Origin of the sequence: Enterobacter sp. SGAir0187 (assembly GCF_002952735.2) — a bacterium.
Classification (GTDB): domain Bacteria; phylum Pseudomonadota; class Gammaproteobacteria; order Enterobacterales; family Enterobacteriaceae; genus Enterobacter; species Enterobacter quasiroggenkampii.
In genome coordinates, this window is record NZ_CP025034.2 from 4,649,970 (window position 1) to 4,667,264 (window position 17,295).

Genomic DNA, 17,295 nt, shown 5'->3' on the forward strand with positions numbered 1-17,295 from the left:
AGTCATTAATCAGTGCTTGTCGTCCTGCGGCATGTGTCGATAAATATATACGCCGCTTAACAGCGTGAAGATAAGCGTCAGCGCAGTCAGGCCAAAGACCTTAAAGTTGACCCAGATATTCTGCGGCAGCCAGAAAGCAATATAGATGTTAGCGAGACCGCAGAGAATAAAGAAGACCGCCCAGGCGATATTCAGACGGGACCAGACGTGTTGAGGCAGTGTAAGCTCTTTGCCCAGCATGCGCTGGATCAGCGGCTTTTTCATCACCCACTGACTGATTAACAATGCACCCGCAAACAGCGCGTAAATGACGGTCACTTTCCACTTAATAAATTCATCATTGTGGAAGAACAGGGTAAGCCCGCCGAATACGGCGACCAGGACGAAGGTAACCAGCGCCATTTTTTCGACTTTACGATAGCGAACCCAGCTGTAGATCAGTACGACGGCGGTTGCAACGATCAGCGCAGTGGTGGCGGCATAAATATCGTACAGCTTATAAAAAGCAAAAAAGACCACGAGCGGTAAAAAATCAAGAAACTGCTTCATTCTGTGATTCCATCTTCTGAGCGGGGCGGGAGACAGCGATGCCCCCCGCCTCGGGATTACTGACGAATTAACATATACAGGCGGAACAGATAGACGAGCAGTACCGCTGAAATGAGATTGCTCAGCGTATTCGCCACCACGGCGCCAACATTAGGCGTTAAAACCGCAAAATTCGGCGCAAACAATAACAGCAGCGTTTTGGCCAGCAGCCAGCCGATCACGGCGGGCGCCACCAGACGCATATTAGCCCATGCCAGTCTGATGCTGTTGCGCATCGCGGTAAAAATACCCATCTTATCCTGCACGACCATCACCGGGGCAAATGAGAGCACGATAGCCAGTAATACCCCCGGCACCACGACCAGCATAATCCCCATCTGCACCAGCAGGGTGGTCAAAAAGATCAGGATAAACAGCTTAGGTAAGACCGGCGCGCTGGCACCAATCGCCCGTAAGGCGCTGACCCGTTGCCCCGCTGATACCAGCTGAATCATCAGCAAAACGCCGCCCGCCAGAACCGCATTACCGATCAGGCCTGAGAACGTGGACGCGGCAGAAGCGCGCAGCAGAATTTGCTGCTGCTCCGGCGTCATGTTTTGCACCAGTTCAAACAACCCCACGCTACCCGCAAGATGGTCGCCCTGGCTCAGGCTGGCAATCTGTTCTTCACTCGGTGAGAACGCATGACCCAGCACCACCGTGATAAAGGCGCAAAGCAACGCGATCAGTAAAAAGGTAATGAACTGATTGCGGAAAAAGTTTCCCGTGTCACGGTAGACAGACTTCGCCGTGATAGACATGCACTCTCCTTGAGTATTGCAGGTGTTAATTAGCCGGCAATTGTACACCGGATGCACCTGCTGTGGCAGCATCAAGGCTTGTATGGAAAAGCATATCTTTGTAAAGCGGCGGTAATCCAACACGGGCGCGGGCGCGGTTACAGGCTTCGTTGACCTGCCCATCTTCCCCCGACATGGCAAATTCCCGGCACGGGCTGGGGCGATCCTCATAGATGGAACAGCGGGTCGCGACCCCAGGTTCACCCTGTAGCGCCACACAACGGGCCTGCTTTTGGTTCGTGCCGCTCATGCAGCGCAGAAAGGGAGTTAACGGCTCAGTAAGATGAACCGGAACGGTACCGCCGCCATCGCTGGCTTCGGCCCAGTAGAAAGAGACTCGAAAATACGCACAACAGGCTCCGCACGTCATGCACGGGTTAATATCACTCATGGCACACCTGCAAAAGAAGAACGCATCAAATCAACTTGTGAGAGCGATAAATTATCCAGCCGCCAGAGGAAGAGCAAGAGGGGGAAAAGGGAAAATTTTGTAACCGTGAAATGCCAAAAATTGACATGGAAACAACTTATTGGTTTTGGATGCGTAACAAAAAATTAATCCAGATCAATGAATGTTAAGTTACTGGTTTTAATGTGATCTGTGGCAGATCACTTATTACTCTTTTGTGAGTATATTCTCATCCGCGATTAAAACCACAACGATGGAGCGGATATGAAAAAATTAGCGGTGGCAGCCCTTGTATTAAGCAGTCTCTCTGGCGGCGCGTATGCGCATGAAGCAGGCGAATTCTTTATTCGTGCCGGTTCGGCTACGGTTCGCCCAACTGAAGGATCGGATAACGTGCTGGGTATGGGCGGTTTTAGCGTCAGTAATAACACCCAGTTAGGTTTAACGTTCACCTGGATGGCGACGGATAATGTTGGTGTTGAGCTTCTGGCCGCAACGCCGTTCCGTCATCGCGTCGGTTTAGGACCAACCGGTGATATCGCCACGGTCCACCATTTACCGCCAACGCTGATGGCGCAATGGTACTTTGGCGACTCAAGCAGCAAGGTGCGTCCTTATATTGGCGCCGGTGTGAACTACACCACCTTCTTTGATGAGAAATTTAACGATACCGGTAAAGAGGCGGGTCTGACGGATCTCAGCCTGAAAGATTCTTGGGGCATGGCGGGACAGGTCGGTCTGGATTACCTGATTAACCGCGACTGGCTGATCAACGCCTCGGTCTGGTATATGGATATTGATACGGACGTACGCTTCAAGGCGGGCGGTCAGCAGCAAAGTATCAATACTCGCCTGGATCCGTGGGTGTTTATGTTCTCTGCGGGTTATCGTTTCTGATCCCCCGTCAAACTGGCCACAGGGTGGCCAGTTTGCTTTGCTCACATCAAAACGACGGATAAACTGGCCGCTCATCAAGCTTTACACAGTGCCTCAGGATCGTTTCCCCATCATATAAATAGCTGAAAGCGTCGCTGGACAGGGAATGGAAGAGAATATCGCCGTTGGCAAACGGGATAATTTCGGTATCACCCGCACGTTTGTGTCCCGCGCCGGTTTCAAAATGATCGTGCCACCGTTCCTGGGTATGGTCATAAACGTGAAGAATAACCTCGACAAGTCCTCTTTGCGGACAATTAAGGCGCAGGAAGGTAGAAGAGAAATTCAGGGACAGCGCATGGAAGGGAATCAATAAGGCGAAAACCAGTAAAGCTCGTAAATACATCAAACCGCGAAAACCTCCTTCAAAAGGGAAATGAGATTTTACTTAAGTCAAAAATCGCGTTTTTGCCGTGGATCAAGATGTCTTATAATTCAATACGATAAAGGCCCCTGACGAGGCCCTTAACGATCATTTTTGAATCAGATAGCGAATGGTTGGGCCATCCTGCTGGATATCCAGCACCGTATAACCGTGGTTTTTCGCATCCAGAGGTATGTTGTTGATGGACTGCGGGCAGTCGCTGACCACCTCCAGAATTTCACCTTTTTTAAGCTGCGGTAGCGCTTCAAGCGTAGCCACCGCCGGATATGGACAGGGCTCGCCAACCATATCCAGACGATAATCAGGCACAATCTCTTTCATGCTGCATTCTCCTGCGTTTCTGTTTTAACGCTCGCACGGCGGAAGAAACGTCTCTCCTGTGCGACAACCAGTAAAAAAGCGAGCAACAACAGGGCGTAGGTGACGAGCAGGCCGCCGAGAGGCCCGAAGGTATTCAGCAGGTTGACCTTGTCCCAGCGGGTGGCCAGGACGGGAGACACGTCATCCCAGTAGTACGCCAGGATCGTCGAGCCAATCACATTTCCCAGACCCACCCACCAGTAGTGCACCTGGCCTTCGACGGCGCGATACATCCAGCCGGTTTCACATCCGCCAGCCAGCACGATCCCGAAGCCGAACAGCAGGCCGCCAATGACCGCGTTAGGACCGGCCCACATGATTTTCGGTTCGACGCCCAGTTGAACATAGCTGAAGATGCCGATGGCGCTGACCGCCATCCCGGCGATAATCGCCTTCGCCATCATCGTGCGCCCGGTGATCCACATATCGCGAAACGCGGAGGTGAAGCAGATCTGCGCACGTTCAATGAGCAGACCAAAACACACACCGAACAGCATCGCCAGACCGAGCTTAGGCTGATTCAGGGCGGTGCAGAGCGCCCATGCCACCATGGCGAAAAAGACCAGCATTCCGAGGCGGAAACGGCGGCGGGCCTGAGAGGGCTTCTGGGTTAACGGAGACGCTGCGCTGACTTTTGTCATTTTCACTGGAATACGAAACAGCGGCAGCAGGGTGAATTTTGCGCCAAAGTAAGAGCCGATGGCCGTGGCAACAGCAAAGAACCAGGCGTGAAGCGAAAACTGCGGGATCCCGGTAAAGAAGGCGGCAAGGTTACACCCCATCGCCAGACGCGCGCCGAATCCGGCAATCATGCCGCCGATAACCGCCTGCAAAATGCGGATTCGGCTTTTGGGCATACGCAACTTAACGTTGTTTGCCCACAGCGCGGCAGCGAAGCAGCCGCCGAACATGCCGATGATCATCATCCCGTCAATACGGGTGAGCGGCGTACCGTCGAGGTGGATGAGCTTAAAGTATCCCCACTCTTCGGCGTGCACGCCTGCGAGCTGGAGCAGCTGTCCACCCCAGCGGGTAAACTCGCCGGTCACGGCCCAGAAGGTACCGGTAATGCCAAAATAATAAGTAGAGAGAATGCCTGCCGCGATAACGGCCGGAACGGGTGACCAGAACTTAACCAGGTAAGCCTGTTTGAAGGATTGCCATGACATGAATAAACCTCTGAACTCAGAAGGTGTTAGTGAATTAAGCGGACTGGAATATATCTCTTTTTCTAAATATCTAAAAGTTGTCAACAGAGATTTTCCAATTACTTACACCTTTTATGACCTCCGTCATCGAAACTTGCAACTCACTGTAAACCGTATATTCTCAACATTTACTTTCAAGCTTGCTCCAGAAGATAACCGTTGGATGGCGTGGTGTAACAAAGTGAGTCTAACGCCTGAGAGGGGGACTTAAATCTCAGGGGTTAGAAACACCTGCCATGGTATATCATAAAAATAAAACCAATGAATCATATAATAATGACTTTAACTTCCGGCGCCTGCGCGCCGGAGATGATTATTTTTCGTATACTTTCTTTATGCTAATAATGCTCATTTTCTTTATGAAAGGTCTTTCAATAAAGTGGTAAGTAATGGAAGAGAGAAGGCATATTGCCACGTAGCATAAAACTAAGATCGCAAAAGTATGAACATTCAACTCTGGTTCATTGTTTGTTTTGAAGTGAAGGATTAAAGGGAATAAAATCAACCCTTGCGTCAAATATAAACTGTAGCTTATTGCACCGAGGCGAATGGCTGCTTTGGTAATTAAAAAACCAAAAAGATTCGCGCCTGAAACTACAGAAAAGAATATCGCGCAGAGAAATAGTTTCTCGGACGGACCGTAAAGTGTTGGTTGCGCTAAAAGGGTTATAAGAATCGTGCAAATCAAAGCAGCATTGGCCAGTTTTTTTGTTATGACTATTCTGTCTTTGATTTCCCGGCATAACATTCCGGTGAAAAAATAAGACCACAAAGATGAATCGTTCGTAAAGGCTGGAAGAAAATATATGGAGAAGGCAAAAAGGAAAATGGTTAATTCAAAGGACCATTTTTTGAACATATATAACAACGGAAGAGAAAAATAGAAAATCCATTCCCAGCGCAGTGTCCACGTCACCCCAGCCAGAGCCATAAAAGGATACTGGAAAGTAGTGACCGGCGGTTTGTCATTCCAGAGTCCCAAATCAAACCAAGAAAGCGCGTTGTTTATTACACTAAGAGAAAATTCATTTTGTTCAGTTAATAAGAAAAGTAAAGATAGAGCCGCTATGGAGCAAAATACGGATAGCGGTGCAATTCTGTAAATGCGTTTTTTATATAATTCAATCCAATCCACTTCATTTTCTTTTCTGATTTTTCCCCAAAACAAAAAAGCTGTAATCATAAAAAATAAAGCAACCCCGTATCTCCCAAAATAGAGCAACAAGTCTGATGTCGGAGCCCAATTGCCTTTTTTAATAAATGTGAAAGCACAATCCATATGATGAAATATGACAAATGAGGCAAGGACGTATCTCATACCATCTATACTATTTGACCTTGTCGGTTCAGTATCTTCATCTATAAATTTGAATAGCGGTAGACTAAAAATCACAATTGCCAAGGCTAAGCATGTGAAAACTAAGTAAATCGAAAAGTATAAATCCATCTTCAAACCTTACGGATATTTGTATAGAAATAATTGGAAGGCTTTACCTGACCTCGATGCCATTCTAGCATTGCTTCTTATTTTCGTCGAGATGATGTATCTCATTTAATCCCCTGAAAATTGGTTGATTTCTTTACCCCGCGGCACCGTATGACGCTATGTCGTCAGCTTTTTTCTGGCTAATCTGTTGATAAGTGCAATTCAGTATTTATGTTCCGTTTATTTCATTGGAGTGGAACGCTGTAAAATCAAAAAGAAGTGTAAAAAAGAGGGTAACCGTCTGGCAGGGATGCCAGACGGTGGAGGGGTCAGGATTTACGCGTCGCCGCCTTCATGGCAGTTACAAACGCCTTCAGCTCGGCCAGCATCTGCTCGGGCTTGTCCACGTTCTTCTCGATGATCTTCACAATCGCAGAGCCGGAAATGGCACCCGCAGCCTTCGCGTCAATCGCCGCGGTGACTTGATCCGGAGAGGAGATCCCGAAGCCCTGCAGCGGCGGTGCGGCATGGTACTCGGCCAGCTTTTCCACCAAATGATGCAGCGGCAATGCGGCTTTATTCTCGGCACCGGTCACGCCTGCGCGGGAGAGCAGGTAGGTGTAACCGCGCCCGTAAGAGGCAATCTGGCGCAGCAGCTCATCGTCCGCGTTTGGCGGGCAGATGAAAATCGGGGCGACATTGTGACGCATCGCAGCCTGGCGGAACGGCGCGGACTCTTCAACCGGCACGTCGGCGACCAGAACGGAGTCGACACCCACGCGGGCGCACTCGGCGTAAAATTCATCGATACCGCGGTTGAACACGAGGTTGGCGTACATAAGCAGGCCAATCGGGATAGTGGGGTGCTTCTGACGTATCGCCGCCAGCATCTCGAAGCACTGGGTCGGTGTGACGCCTGAGGCAAACGCGCGCAGCGTCGCATTCTGGATGGTCGGGCCATCCGCCAGCGGGTCAGAGAACGGGATCCCCAGCTCCAGCGCGTCGGCACCGGCTTCAATCAGGGTGTCGATAATCTTCAGCGACTGCTCCGGGCCCGGATCGCCCAGGGTGACGAAGGGAACGAACGCGCCTTCCTGGCGGGTTTTCAGTTCTGCAAATACGTTATCGTAGCGTTCCATCAGATTTCCCCTCGTGCTTTCAGAATATCGTGAACGGTGAAGATATCTTTGTCACCGCGGCCGGAAAGGTTCACCACCAGCAGCTGCTCTTTTTCCGGGTTCTCTTTCATCATTTTCAGCGCGTGCGCCAGGGCGTGTGATGACTCCAGCGCCGGGATAATCCCTTCGCTGCGGCACAGCGTTTTAAACGCTTCCAGCGCTTCGTCATCGGTAATGGAGACATAGTCCGCACGACCGGTGCTGTTCAGATAGGCGTGCTGCGGTCCCACGGACGGGAAGTCGAGGCCAGCAGAGATAGAGTAGGATTCTTCTATCTGGCCTTCATCGGTCTGCATCATCGGGGATTTCATACCGAAGTAGATCCCCACGCGGCCATGCTTCAGCGGCGCGCCGTGTTCACCCGATTCAATGCCGTGACCCGCAGGCTCGACGCCAATCAGACCCACGCGGGTTTCGTCGATAAAGTCCGCGAACATGCCGATAGCGTTAGATCCGCCGCCAACGCAGGCGATCACCGCATCCGGCAGGCGACCTTCTTTTTCGAGGATCTGCGCTTTGGTCTCTTCACCGATCATGCGCTGGAATTCGCGCACGATAGTCGGGAACGGGTGCGGGCCCGCCGCGGTACCGAGCATATAGTGCGCGGTTTCGTAGCTGCCAGACCAGTCGCGCAGCGCTTCGTTACAGGCATCCTTCAGCGTCGCGGAGCCACTGTGCACCGGGATCACTTCCGCACCCATCAGACGCATGCGGAAGACGTTCGGAGACTGACGCTCAACGTCTTTCGCTCCCATATAGATGCGGCATTTCAGACCGAGCAGGGCGCTGGCGAGCGCCGAGGCCACGCCGTGCTGGCCTGCGCCGGTTTCGGCGATGATTTCGGTTTTGCCCATACGCTTCGCAAGCAGCGCCTGGCCCAGCACCTGGTTAGTCTTGTGCGCGCCGCCGTGCAGCAGGTCTTCACGCTTAAGATACAGCGTGGTTTTCGTGCCTTCTGTCAGATTGCGGCATTTGGTCAGGGCCGTTGGGCGGCCTGCATAGTTTTTCAGCAGGTCGGTAAATTCAGCCTGAAACGCCGGATCCTTCTGCGCGCTCACAAACGCTTCTTCCAGCTGGCGCAGCGCGGGCATCAGGATTTGCGGGACGTACATCCCGCCGAACTCACCAAAATACGGGTTAAGTAATGTCGTCATCTTCTCTTCCTTAATATGCACGCAGAGTTTTAAAAACCGAGGCCAGTTTGCTGGCATCTTTAATACCCGGCTGGGACTCTACGCCTGAATTGAAATCGAGGCCTGCGCAGCCGGTTTTCGCGGCTTCTACGCAGTTATCCGGGCTTAATCCGCCCGCCAGCAGGACGTTGTCCAGCTTTTCGCCGTTCAGCAAAGACCAGTCAAAACGCTGGCCGGTTCCGCCCTGGCCGTTATCGAGGACGTATTTATCCACGTGGTTCAGGTTACGCGGGGGCAACGTATCGTCAACGCGTTGCGCTTTCCAGATCTGTACCTGCGGTGCCAGCGTGGCACGCAGGGCACCGATATAGGCCTGGTCTTCATCACCGTGGAGCTGCACCGCGCTGAGGGATAACGCGTCGGCTTTTACCGCAACGTCTGCAATATCTGCGTTGCGGAACACACCAACATAGCTGAGTGGTGCCGCGGCGATGACCTTACGCGCCTGCTCTTCGCTGACCGCGCGAGGGGAGGAATCCACAAAAATCAACCCGCCATAAATCGCTCCGGCTTCATACGCGGCCTGGGCGTCCTGTTCGCGGGTTAAGCCGCAGACTTTGTTTTCACCCAGCAGCACGCGACGTACTGCCGCATTGAGATCGTCATGTTCCATCATGGCGGAGCCAATCAGGAAACCGTTGGCGAAGTGGCTCAGCTCGCGCACCTGGGCGTAGCTGTTAATGCCGGATTCGCTGATCACCGTGACGCCAGCGCCCAGACGCGGCGCCAGCTGGCGCGTGCGGTTCAGGTCAATGGACAGGTCACGCAGATCGCGGTTATTAATGCCTACCACTTTGGCTTCCAGCGCAATCGCGCGCTCCAGCTCCTCTTCATTACTCACTTCGGTCAACACGCCCATGTTCAGGCTGTGCGCCACGGCGGAAAGCTGGCGGTACTGCTCGTCGTCAAGCACCGAGAGCATCAGCAGGCAGGCGTCAGCCTGGTAAAAGCGCGCCAGCCAGATCTGATACGGGTCAATGATAAAGTCTTTGCACAGGATCGGCTGCGGCGCGATGCCGCTGACGATCGGCAGAAAATCGAAGCTGCCCTGGAAATATTTCTCATCCGTCAGCACGGAGATAGCTGACGCATGATGCTTATAAATGCCGGCAATACGTGCCGGGTCGAAATCGTCACGGATAACGCCTTTAGAGGGGGACGCTTTTTTGCACTCAAGAATAAACGCGGTGCGCGCACCCTGCAGGGCATCATAGAAACGACGTTGGCTTGGTACGACGTCATTCTGAAAACTGGCAAGCGGCTGCTGTTGCTTGCGGGCTTCCACCCAGATGGCCTTATCGGCAACGATTTTCGCTAAAACGGTCTGCATTCTTTACCCTCTTGCCGCAAGTGCGGTAACGCGATCGTAAGCTGCACCGGAGCGCAGTACATCCAGAACTTTTTGAACGTTGGCCTTCAGGTCTTCCTCACCGTGCAAACGCATCAGCATAGCGACGTTGGCAGCAACGGCGGCCTCATGGGCAACCTCTCCCCTACCTTGTAATAAGCGCGTCAGAATGTCACGGTTTTCTTCCGGCGTACCGCCGGCCAGCGCTTCCTGGTGATACGGGGTTAAACCAAAGTCAGCGGCTTCCAGCTGGTAGCTCAGGATTTCACCGTCGCGCAGTTCGGCTACCAGCGTCGGCGCATGCAGTGACACTTCGTCCATTCCACCGCTGTGCACCACGGCGGCACGCTGGTAACCCAGCACGCGCAGCGTCTCGGCAATCGGCAGTACCAGTTCCGGACTGTAGACACCGATCAGCGCCAGCGGCGGGTGCGCCGGGTTGATCAGCGGGCCGAGCACGTTAAACAGCGTGCGGGTTTTAAGCTGCTGACGAACCGGCATCGCGTGGCGGAAACCGGTGTGATACTTCGGCGCAAACAGGAAGCAGACGCCCAGGTCATCCAGCGCTTCACGGGAACGCTCGGCGTTCATATCGAGATTAATACCGAATGCGGCGAGCAAATCGGAAGAACCAGACCGGCTGGAAACGCTGCGGTTACCGTGTTTTGCGACCTTTAAACCACACGCCGCCGCCACGAAGGCGCTGGCAGTGGAGATATTGATGCTGTTACTGCCGTCTCCCCCGGTGCCAACAATATCGGCAAACTGATAGTCCGGGCGCGGGAACGGGGCGGCATTTTCCAGCAGGGCCGTAGCGGCACCGGCGATCTCCTGCGGACTTTCGCCGCGGACTTTCATGCTCACCAGCGCGGCCGCCAGCTGCTCAGGCTTCAGCTCGCCGCGAACCACGGCGGAGAAGAGCTGGTGGCTCTCCTGCTGGCTCAGGGTCTGCGCCTGGTACAGTTTTTCCAGAATCGGCTGCAGGGTATTGGTCTGCTCCAGCTTCTGTAACGCCCAGTCGAGCGTCTGCTCCAGCAGGCGGGCGCCGTGGGAGGTCAGGATCGATTCCGGATGGAACTGCAGGCCGCAGACGCGATCCGCATCGTGACGTACCGCCATCACCATCCCTTCAAACGAGGCGTTAATGGTCAGCCCGGCGGGAATGTTGCTGCCGACCAGCGAGTGGTAGCGCGCGACCGGAAGCGGGTTCGGCAGCCCGGCAAACATTGCCTGGCCGTCATGTTCAATGCTGGACGCTTTACCGTGCAGGATCTCACCCGCCTGGCCGACGTAGCCGCCGTAGGCTTCCACAATTGCCTGATGGCCGAGGCAGATGCCGATAATCGGCAGCTTGCCGCGCATGCGGGTCAGCAGCTCCGGCATACAGCCTGCTTCGCTCGGTGCGCCTGGCCCGGGGGAGAGCATCAGCACCGGGTTTTGCATGGTGGCCAGACGGTCAATCAGGGTCTGCGCCGGTACGTGGTTGCGATAGATAACGACGTTATGGCCATTCGCACGCAGCTGATCTGCCAGGTTGTAGGTAAAGGAGTCGATATTATCGAGCAGCAGAATGTCAGCCATCAGAAAATCTCCTGTGCATGGTGTGCGGTAGCAATGGCGCGAAGGACCGCACGGGCTTTACTGCGCGTTTCGTCAGCTTCAGACTGCGGAACAGAATCAAGGACAATCCCGGCACCCGCCTGGACAGTGGCAATACCGTCTTCAACATAGGCGGAGCGGATTACGATGCAGGTATCGAGGTCACCGTGGGCCGTAAAATAGCCCACCGCGCCGCCGTAGCTTCCGCGACGGCGTCCTTCGGCGGCGGCAATCAGCTGCATAGCGCGCACTTTCGGCGCACCGCTCAGGGTGCCCATGTTCATGCAGGCGCGGTAGGCGTGCAGCACGTCGAGGTCATGGCGCAGCTCACCGACCACGCGAGAGACCAGGTGCATCACGAACGAATAGCGGTCAACTTTAGTCAGGTCGGCGACGTAGCGGCTGCCCGGGGTGCAAATGCGTGCCAGGTCGTTACGCGCCAGGTCAACCAGCATCAGATGCTCGGAGAGCTCTTTGTGGTCGGTACGCATTTCCAGCTCGATGCGGCTGTCGAGATCGCGATCCAGGGAGCCATCGGCGCGACGTCCGCGTGGACGGGTTCCGGCGATCGGGTAGATCTCAATCTGGCGGCTGGTGGCGTCATATTTCAGCGAGCTTTCCGGCGAGGCGCCGAACAGCGTGAAGTCGTTGTCCTGCATAAAGAACATGTACGGGCTTGGGTTGCTCTTTTTCAGCACGTCGTAAGCGGCCAGCGGAGACGGGCAGGGCAGAGAGAAGCGACGGGACGGTACAACCTGGAAAATTTCCCCGGCGCGAATCGCTTTTTGCATCTGGCGAACCACGGCACCGTACTGATCGTCGGTCTGGTTCACATCGCAGGTCATTTTTTCCACGCGCTGTACCGGCAGTGCAGGTGGCGCTTCCGTCATCTGCTGCTGAAGCTGAGCGATGCGGTGCTCAAGACGGTTTTTCTCAGCGGTCGAAGGCGTGAACAGGCTGGCCTGGATACGGGTGTATTGTTTCTGATGGTCGATCACCAGCAGGGTTTCGGCCAGATAGAAGCAATAGTCCGGGCAGCGATTGCCCTGCTCGGTTTCCGGTAAATCTTCAAATCCGGCGACCAGGTCGTAGGCAAACAGCCCGCCAAAGAACATCGCTTCACGCTCATCGTGCGGAACGGTGACCAGGTTCTGCAGCAGGCGGAAGGCATCAAAGACGGAAAGGGAGCACAGGCGCGCGTCTTCATCCAGCAACTGGCTAACCGGCGGGAAATGCAGAATGCGCATTTCTGGATGACGTTCGTTTTCGATGCCTGAAGGCAGGGCGGCATCCAGCAGCGGCAGCAGCGATGCGCCGTTGTCTGACAAGGCCTTAATTGTGACGGTGTCACCTAGAGCGGTAATGCGCAGCGCGCTGTCGACCAGCAACAGGCTCTTGAGATCGTCCTTGCTGTCGATGTCCGCAGATTCCAGCAGCAGCGTTGCCGGGCGAGCCCCGCACACCTGATGAAACAGCGCGGTCGGGTTGTGGCGATAGGCCGCCTCGCAGGTCAGCAATTCGAGATGGGGTTTGGCTGTTTGCATGTTGGTGTTCTCATTTATTCTGTTCAAAAAAAAAGCCCGCTGGGTAGCGGGCGGGTATCTGTTTGCATTTCGCAGACGCGTGACACTGCCCGATGATCAGGAAGTACGCCACCAACCGTGCAGAGTGAAATGTGCTGTCATTTTCAGATACCTTTCTCGTGTGAACTTGCGTACTAGTTAACTAGTTCGATGGCGTGTTGTCAACCCTTGATTTCAGAATTTCGATATAAGTCGGTATCATGATGGTTTCGGATGTCTCCAACCTGTTATGGGAAGTGCTTTGAGCGATACCACCTACGCTATTATTTATGATTTACACAGCCATACTCAGGCCTCTGATGGCCTGCTGACACCCGAAGCCCTGGTTCATCGTGCCGTTGAAATGCGCGTCGGTACGCTGGCGATAACCGATCACGATACGACGGATGCCATTCCGGCGGCGCGCGCCGAGATCGCCCGCAGCGGGCTGGCGCTTAATCTGGTGTCCGGTGTCGAAATTTCGACCGTCTGGGAAAACCATGAGATTCATATCGTTGGCCTGAACATCGATATAGACCATCCGGCACTTATTGCTTTTTTGCAAGAACAAAAAACGCGCCGCAACCAGCGCGCAGAGATGATCGGCGAACGTCTGGAAAAGGCGCATATTCCGGGCGCGCTGGAAGGTGCCCAAAAGCTGGCGAACGGCGGGGCGGTCACGCGCGGTCATTTCGCCCGTTTTCTGGTAGAGGCGGGTAAAGCCACGACGATGGCGGATGTCTTTAAAAAGTATCTGGCGCGCGGGAAAACCGGATACGTTCCGCCACAGTGGTGTACAATAAAACAAGCTATTGATGTGATTCATCATTCTGGCGGTAAGGCCGTGCTGGCCCATCCGGGGCGGTATAATCTTTCTGCTAAATGGCTGAAAAGGCTGCTGGCGCACTTTGCCGAAAACGGTGGTGAGGCGATGGAAGTCGCCCAGTGTCAGCAGGCGCCCAATGAGCGCGCGCAGCTCGCGACCTATGCCCGACAGTACGGTCTGCTTGGCTCACAGGGTTCTGATTTCCATCAGCCCTGCGCCTGGATCGAACTGGGGCGTAAACTCTGGCTGCCCGCTGGCGTTGAGCCGGTCTGGCAGCTCTGGGAACAGCCGCAGCAAATTGAAGAGAGGGAAGTATGAGTCAGTTTTTCTATATCCATCCGGATAACCCGCAGCCACGTCTGATTAACCAGGCCGTGGAGATCGTCCGCAAAGGCGGCGTGATTGTCTATCCGACCGATTCAGGCTACGCGCTGGGCTGCAAAATTGAAGATAAAGGGGCGATGGAACGCATTTGTCGCATTCGCCAGTTGCCGGACGGGCATAACTTTACCCTGATGTGCCGCGATCTCTCTGAGCTGTCCACCTATGCTTATGTGGATAACGTGGCGTTTCGCCTGATCAAGAACAACACGCCGGGCAACTACACCTTCATCCTTAAAGGGACGAAAGAGGTGCCGCGCCGCCTGCTGCAGGAAAAGCGTAAGACTATCGGCATGCGCGTGCCGTCGAACCCGATTGCGCAGGCGCTGCTGGAAACCCTCGGCGAGCCGATGCTGTCTACCTCGCTGATGCTGCCGGGAAGTGAATTTACCGAGTCCGATCCGGAAGAGATCAAGGATCGTCTGGAGAAGGTGGTCGAGCTGATTATTCACGGCGGCTATCTCGGCCAGCAGCCGACCACCGTGGTCGACTTAACCGAAGATGCACCGGAAGTGATTCGTGAAGGCGTGGGTGATGTAAAGCCTTTCTTGTAAAGGTATAAGCAGATATACTACGCGGCCATCAAAGCAGGGCTCAGCCCTCTTTTGACCTGATTCGACGCCTGTGAAGGCGCGCAAGCGAAATAATAACTTATAATTAATCAATGGGTTATTTCGAGCTCGTGAATGGTGATCATCGCTTTGTGTGACAGCTTTAGTAGCACTTTGACTCTCATCCTTTATGCACACCGTTTGCTATTCTCTGGCAGGCTTCAACGCCTGCGCCAATAAGCTGGTATCACCAACGGACTTCTTTGATTCGGGGGCTGGGGGAGAGGCTGGTTGAAATGAGGGATCGCTATGTGCTAATTGCAAGCCAGCATGATTGCTGGCTTGGCTTTGGGAGTTTATCGGAAGTACAGAACAGACCCGGCGATAATGATTGATAGCAATCCTAAAACAGAGAAAGCGTACTCGACGATAAACCCATTTTTGAGGTGAGGTGGCAAGCCTCTGATGAACGTAACATCATCATTGGTACTGTCTACTGAGCTTTTACCGAAGATTAACGGGTTTACGATAAAATTGATCTTTGCGGCATAACCTGAGCTAAATCCTGTCGAGTCCGCTTTGTCGAAAATAATAGCCCCTGCCGGGAGAAAACCAAACTTTTCTTTATACAGTGTACAGATCGCGGAGAAGCGCTTTTTGTTGATAAATGAGAGCAACGCGACGGCGATACCGCAGACAAGGCTTAACCCTCCAAATCCGCAGATGATTAGATCTGATGGTAAGTTGGTCATTTGTTGACCCAAAGCCACACACCACCGAGAAGCAATGCAACCAAACCAATCACTGAGCAAACAAATTCCGCAATAAACCAGTATCTGATTTTTGCTGGTAAGTCTCTGATGAATGCAACATCATCGTTCTTGCTATGGATGGATTTTTTTCCATAGATCAACGGATGAATGATGAAGTCCATTTTGGTTGTGTACCCTGCTGTAAATCCAATAACGTTAGCATCTTTCAATACTGCGGCGGCAAGGGGCAAAGTTCCAAACTTGACTTCATACAAACGGCAGACCTCAAGGAATCGCTTTTTGTTCAGAATGGAGATGATAACCATCGAAACTAAAGCGATCATCATTGCTCCTGAAATGATGAAAAGCAGAGCATCAGATGCGGTAACGGTCATTTTGTTACCTCATAAACTTTTTCACCTAATGTTTCGCCGAGTTTTCCTCCCATTTCTCCCCCGGCATAACCAGCCGCGCCAGTGAAGATTACACCGCAAGCCAACATTCCCGCACCAGCGGCTTCAATAGTTAATGCGCCCAAGACAAAAGAACAAACGGTTGCAGAGGCTCCCCCTGATGCGAGTGAACCTGCAAATACACCGCCTCCGATGCTCATACCAAAACTTCCAACCTCGGTATACGCCGTTTTTTCGCAGTCAGACCCGACTGTGCAGGCTTCGTAAATCTTATCCAGCCTGTTCACGCCATCAAGAGCGATTCCGACATAGCCCGTTGTTTTCATCATTTTCACATACTTTGCAGCTTTCTCGATGAAGGTGGCGTAGCCCTCGATGTCTGCAACCCCGGTTTGATTCCAGCGATGTGTGATCGAACTGGTTGAAAGTCCCAACGCTCGTTTAATGTCTGGGTAGTCCTGCAATGCCAGTTTGTGACGCGTGAAATCCGTTAGAATGCTATCGAGTTCACCGAACAGTTGCCGTCTCTGAACATAAAATTGCTCGCTGATCAGTGACCCACTGGTTATGTACTGATTTTTGTATGCTTGCTGAATCCTGGTCAGAACACTCTCGATCTTCTCAAAGTATTTTCCCGCAGCTTCTGAGGCAATCCCTGTTGTCGTACTGGCGCGGGAAGTAAACAGATCAATGGTGTCTTTGTTCTTATGCAGGAAGTTAGCTTCCTGGATTGTCAGCGGTTCTAACACCGCATCGACTCGCGCTTTCGCGGCTTTCATGTGGGCGATCTGCTCGTCGTCCTGTTTCTCTGGATCAACCAGAAGCATAATCGAACCAGCTTTGTATCTTTCATCCGGGCCGTTCAGCGTAGAGAATAGCTCCTTTGCTCCTGCTGGCGGGGTGCCTGTGAATAGCAGACGTTGCCAGGCTTCTGTGGTGCCGCCGTAGGGGATAACGGCAAAACCTGCGTCGATGCCTGTTTTCTTTTTCGCTGTCTGGGCGTGTTGTTCTGGTTCTGCTTGCGGCTGTTGAGATGCAGCAAGAGCGGCTGCTGCGGTTGCCGCTTCTGCCAGATACCTTGCTGTTGCCTGAGAGGGGGATTCACCTGGGCCGATCCATCCCAAAGGGGCTATTATACGGTTAGATCCAGAGGGGCAACCACATAAAACGACGCCCCTGTCCACTGCTACAGGGATCTGGTGAATTGTGCGGTGTGACTCACCTTCAACAACTTTTCCTTCTTTGCCGCATTTCGGGCAAGCGGTGGTCTTGTCACCCAGAACAATCGGACGACGACCAAGAATGTTACCGCAAGAAAGTGAGGGGATGAGTTTTGCGCCAGTTGTGGTTTGATCACCAAACAACGCCATTCCCCGCCCT

General features: G+C 53.3%; 20 protein-coding genes and 1 other annotated feature. Of the genes, 5 read left to right on the forward strand and 15 right to left on the reverse strand.

Going from position 1 to position 17,295, the window contains the following annotated elements; genetic code table 11:
- Positions 1-9: 9 nt before the first annotated feature.
- From CWR52_RS22190 to CWR52_RS22200, 3 genes are read right to left on the reverse strand one after another with little or no spacing between them, the layout of a single operon-like run.
- The gene (locus tag CWR52_RS22190) at positions 10-549 is read right to left on the reverse strand and encodes a septation protein A (protein ID WP_032647595.1); all 540 of its coding nucleotides are present in this window, start codon (positions 547-549) and stop codon (positions 10-12) included.
- A 56-nt stretch (positions 550-605) separates the two neighbouring features.
- Complete coding sequence (locus tag CWR52_RS22195; RefSeq protein WP_104950776.1) at positions 606-1,349, reverse strand: YciC family protein; 744 nt, start codon at positions 1,347-1,349, stop codon at positions 606-608.
- A gap of 25 nt (positions 1,350-1,374) precedes the next feature.
- On the reverse strand, positions 1,375-1,779 hold the full coding sequence (locus CWR52_RS22200; protein ID WP_032674935.1) for a YkgJ family cysteine cluster protein: 405 nt from the start codon (positions 1,777-1,779) through the stop codon (positions 1,375-1,377).
- Positions 1,780-2,061: 282 nt separating this feature from the next.
- Here CWR52_RS22200 and ompW point away from each other — a divergent pair, with 282 nt between their 5' ends.
- Both ompW and CWR52_RS23210 read left to right on the forward strand, forming a co-directional pair.
- Positions 2,062-2,694 (forward strand): outer membrane protein OmpW, encoded by a 633-nt coding sequence (gene ompW, locus CWR52_RS22205; protein WP_104950777.1) that lies wholly within the window; start codon positions 2,062-2,064, stop codon positions 2,692-2,694.
- A 145-nt stretch (positions 2,695-2,839) separates the two neighbouring features.
- A complete protein-coding gene (locus CWR52_RS23210; protein ID WP_161566071.1) occupies positions 2,840-3,049 on the forward strand; it encodes a hypothetical protein in 210 nt (69 codons plus the stop codon).
- 156 nt (positions 3,050-3,205) lie between these two features.
- Here CWR52_RS23210 and yedF read toward each other — a convergent pair whose 3' ends face one another.
- Positions 3,206-3,439 (reverse strand): sulfurtransferase-like selenium metabolism protein YedF, encoded by a 234-nt coding sequence (gene yedF / locus CWR52_RS22215; RefSeq protein ID WP_003856774.1) that lies wholly within the window; start codon positions 3,437-3,439, stop codon positions 3,206-3,208.
- Complete coding sequence (gene yedE / locus CWR52_RS22220) at positions 3,436-4,647, reverse strand: selenium metabolism membrane protein YedE/FdhT (RefSeq protein WP_104950779.1); 1,212 nt, start codon at positions 4,645-4,647, stop codon at positions 3,436-3,438. Before yedE ends, yedF begins: the two co-directional genes overlap by 4 nt.
- Here yedE and CWR52_RS22225 point away from each other — a divergent pair.
- Positions 4,646-4,897 (forward strand): hypothetical protein, encoded by a 252-nt coding sequence (locus CWR52_RS22225; RefSeq protein WP_129546968.1) that lies wholly within the window; start codon positions 4,646-4,648, stop codon positions 4,895-4,897. The genes yedE and CWR52_RS22225 overlap by 2 nt on opposite strands.
- A gap of 102 nt (positions 4,898-4,999) precedes the next feature.
- Here the strand turns inward: CWR52_RS22225 and CWR52_RS22230 are convergent, their stop codons facing one another.
- The 7 genes from CWR52_RS22230 to trpL form a co-directional block, all read right to left on the reverse strand.
- Positions 5,000-6,133, reverse strand: coding sequence for an acyltransferase family protein (locus CWR52_RS22230; RefSeq protein ID WP_104950780.1), 1,134 nt, complete (start codon positions 6,131-6,133; stop codon positions 5,000-5,002).
- A gap of 308 nt (positions 6,134-6,441) precedes the next feature.
- Positions 6,442-7,251 carry a tryptophan synthase subunit alpha gene (gene trpA / locus CWR52_RS22235; RefSeq protein WP_104950781.1) on the reverse strand — a complete coding sequence of 270 codons (810 nt, stop codon included), beginning with the start codon at positions 7,249-7,251 and terminating at the stop codon, positions 6,442-6,444.
- A complete protein-coding gene (gene trpB, locus CWR52_RS22240) occupies positions 7,251-8,444 on the reverse strand; it encodes a tryptophan synthase subunit beta (RefSeq protein WP_104950782.1) in 1,194 nt (397 codons plus the stop codon). Before trpB ends, trpA begins: the two co-directional genes overlap by 1 nt.
- 10 nt (positions 8,445-8,454) lie before the next feature.
- Positions 8,455-9,813 (reverse strand): bifunctional indole-3-glycerol-phosphate synthase TrpC/phosphoribosylanthranilate isomerase TrpF, encoded by a 1,359-nt coding sequence (trpCF, locus tag CWR52_RS22245; RefSeq protein ID WP_104950783.1) that lies wholly within the window; start codon positions 9,811-9,813, stop codon positions 8,455-8,457.
- A 3-nt stretch (positions 9,814-9,816) separates the two neighbouring features.
- On the reverse strand, positions 9,817-11,412 hold the full coding sequence (gene trpD / locus CWR52_RS22250; protein ID WP_104950784.1) for a bifunctional anthranilate synthase glutamate amidotransferase component TrpG/anthranilate phosphoribosyltransferase TrpD: 1,596 nt from the start codon (positions 11,410-11,412) through the stop codon (positions 9,817-9,819).
- On the reverse strand, positions 11,412-12,974 hold the full coding sequence (locus CWR52_RS22255; protein ID WP_044596563.1) for an anthranilate synthase component 1: 1,563 nt from the start codon (positions 12,972-12,974) through the stop codon (positions 11,412-11,414). Before CWR52_RS22255 ends, trpD begins: the two co-directional genes overlap by 1 nt.
- A gap of 26 nt (positions 12,975-13,000) precedes the next feature.
- Positions 13,001-13,094 (reverse strand) — a sequence feature (Trp leader region).
- Positions 13,071-13,115, reverse strand: coding sequence for a trp operon leader peptide (trpL, locus tag CWR52_RS23625; protein ID WP_106993556.1), 45 nt, complete (start codon positions 13,113-13,115; stop codon positions 13,071-13,073). Its footprint overlaps the feature before it by 24 nt.
- Before the next feature lie 139 nt (positions 13,116-13,254).
- On the opposite strand from trpL, the gene rnm reads away from it, so the two are divergent.
- Positions 13,255-14,136 carry an RNase RNM gene (rnm, locus tag CWR52_RS22265; RefSeq protein ID WP_104950785.1) on the forward strand — a complete coding sequence of 294 codons (882 nt, stop codon included), beginning with the start codon at positions 13,255-13,257 and terminating at the stop codon, positions 14,134-14,136.
- Entirely contained in the window at positions 14,133-14,753 is a 621-nt protein-coding gene (locus CWR52_RS22270) for an L-threonylcarbamoyladenylate synthase (protein WP_003856793.1), read from the forward strand. The genes rnm and CWR52_RS22270 overlap by 4 nt, the downstream gene beginning before the upstream one ends.
- Before the next feature lie 353 nt (positions 14,754-15,106).
- Here CWR52_RS22270 and CWR52_RS22275 read toward each other — a convergent pair whose 3' ends face one another.
- From CWR52_RS22275 to CWR52_RS22285, 3 genes are read right to left on the reverse strand one after another with little or no spacing between them, the layout of a single operon-like run.
- A complete protein-coding gene (locus CWR52_RS22275) occupies positions 15,107-15,502 on the reverse strand; it encodes a hypothetical protein (protein ID WP_104950786.1) in 396 nt (131 codons plus the stop codon).
- A complete protein-coding gene (locus tag CWR52_RS22280; RefSeq protein ID WP_104950787.1) occupies positions 15,499-15,897 on the reverse strand; it encodes a hypothetical protein in 399 nt (132 codons plus the stop codon). The genes CWR52_RS22275 and CWR52_RS22280 overlap by 4 nt, the downstream gene beginning before the upstream one ends.
- Positions 15,894-17,285, reverse strand: a complete 1,392-nt coding sequence (locus tag CWR52_RS22285) for a PAAR domain-containing protein (protein WP_104950964.1) — start codon at positions 17,283-17,285, stop codon at positions 15,894-15,896. The genes CWR52_RS22280 and CWR52_RS22285 overlap by 4 nt, the downstream gene beginning before the upstream one ends.
- Positions 17,286-17,295 lie beyond the last annotated feature (10 nt).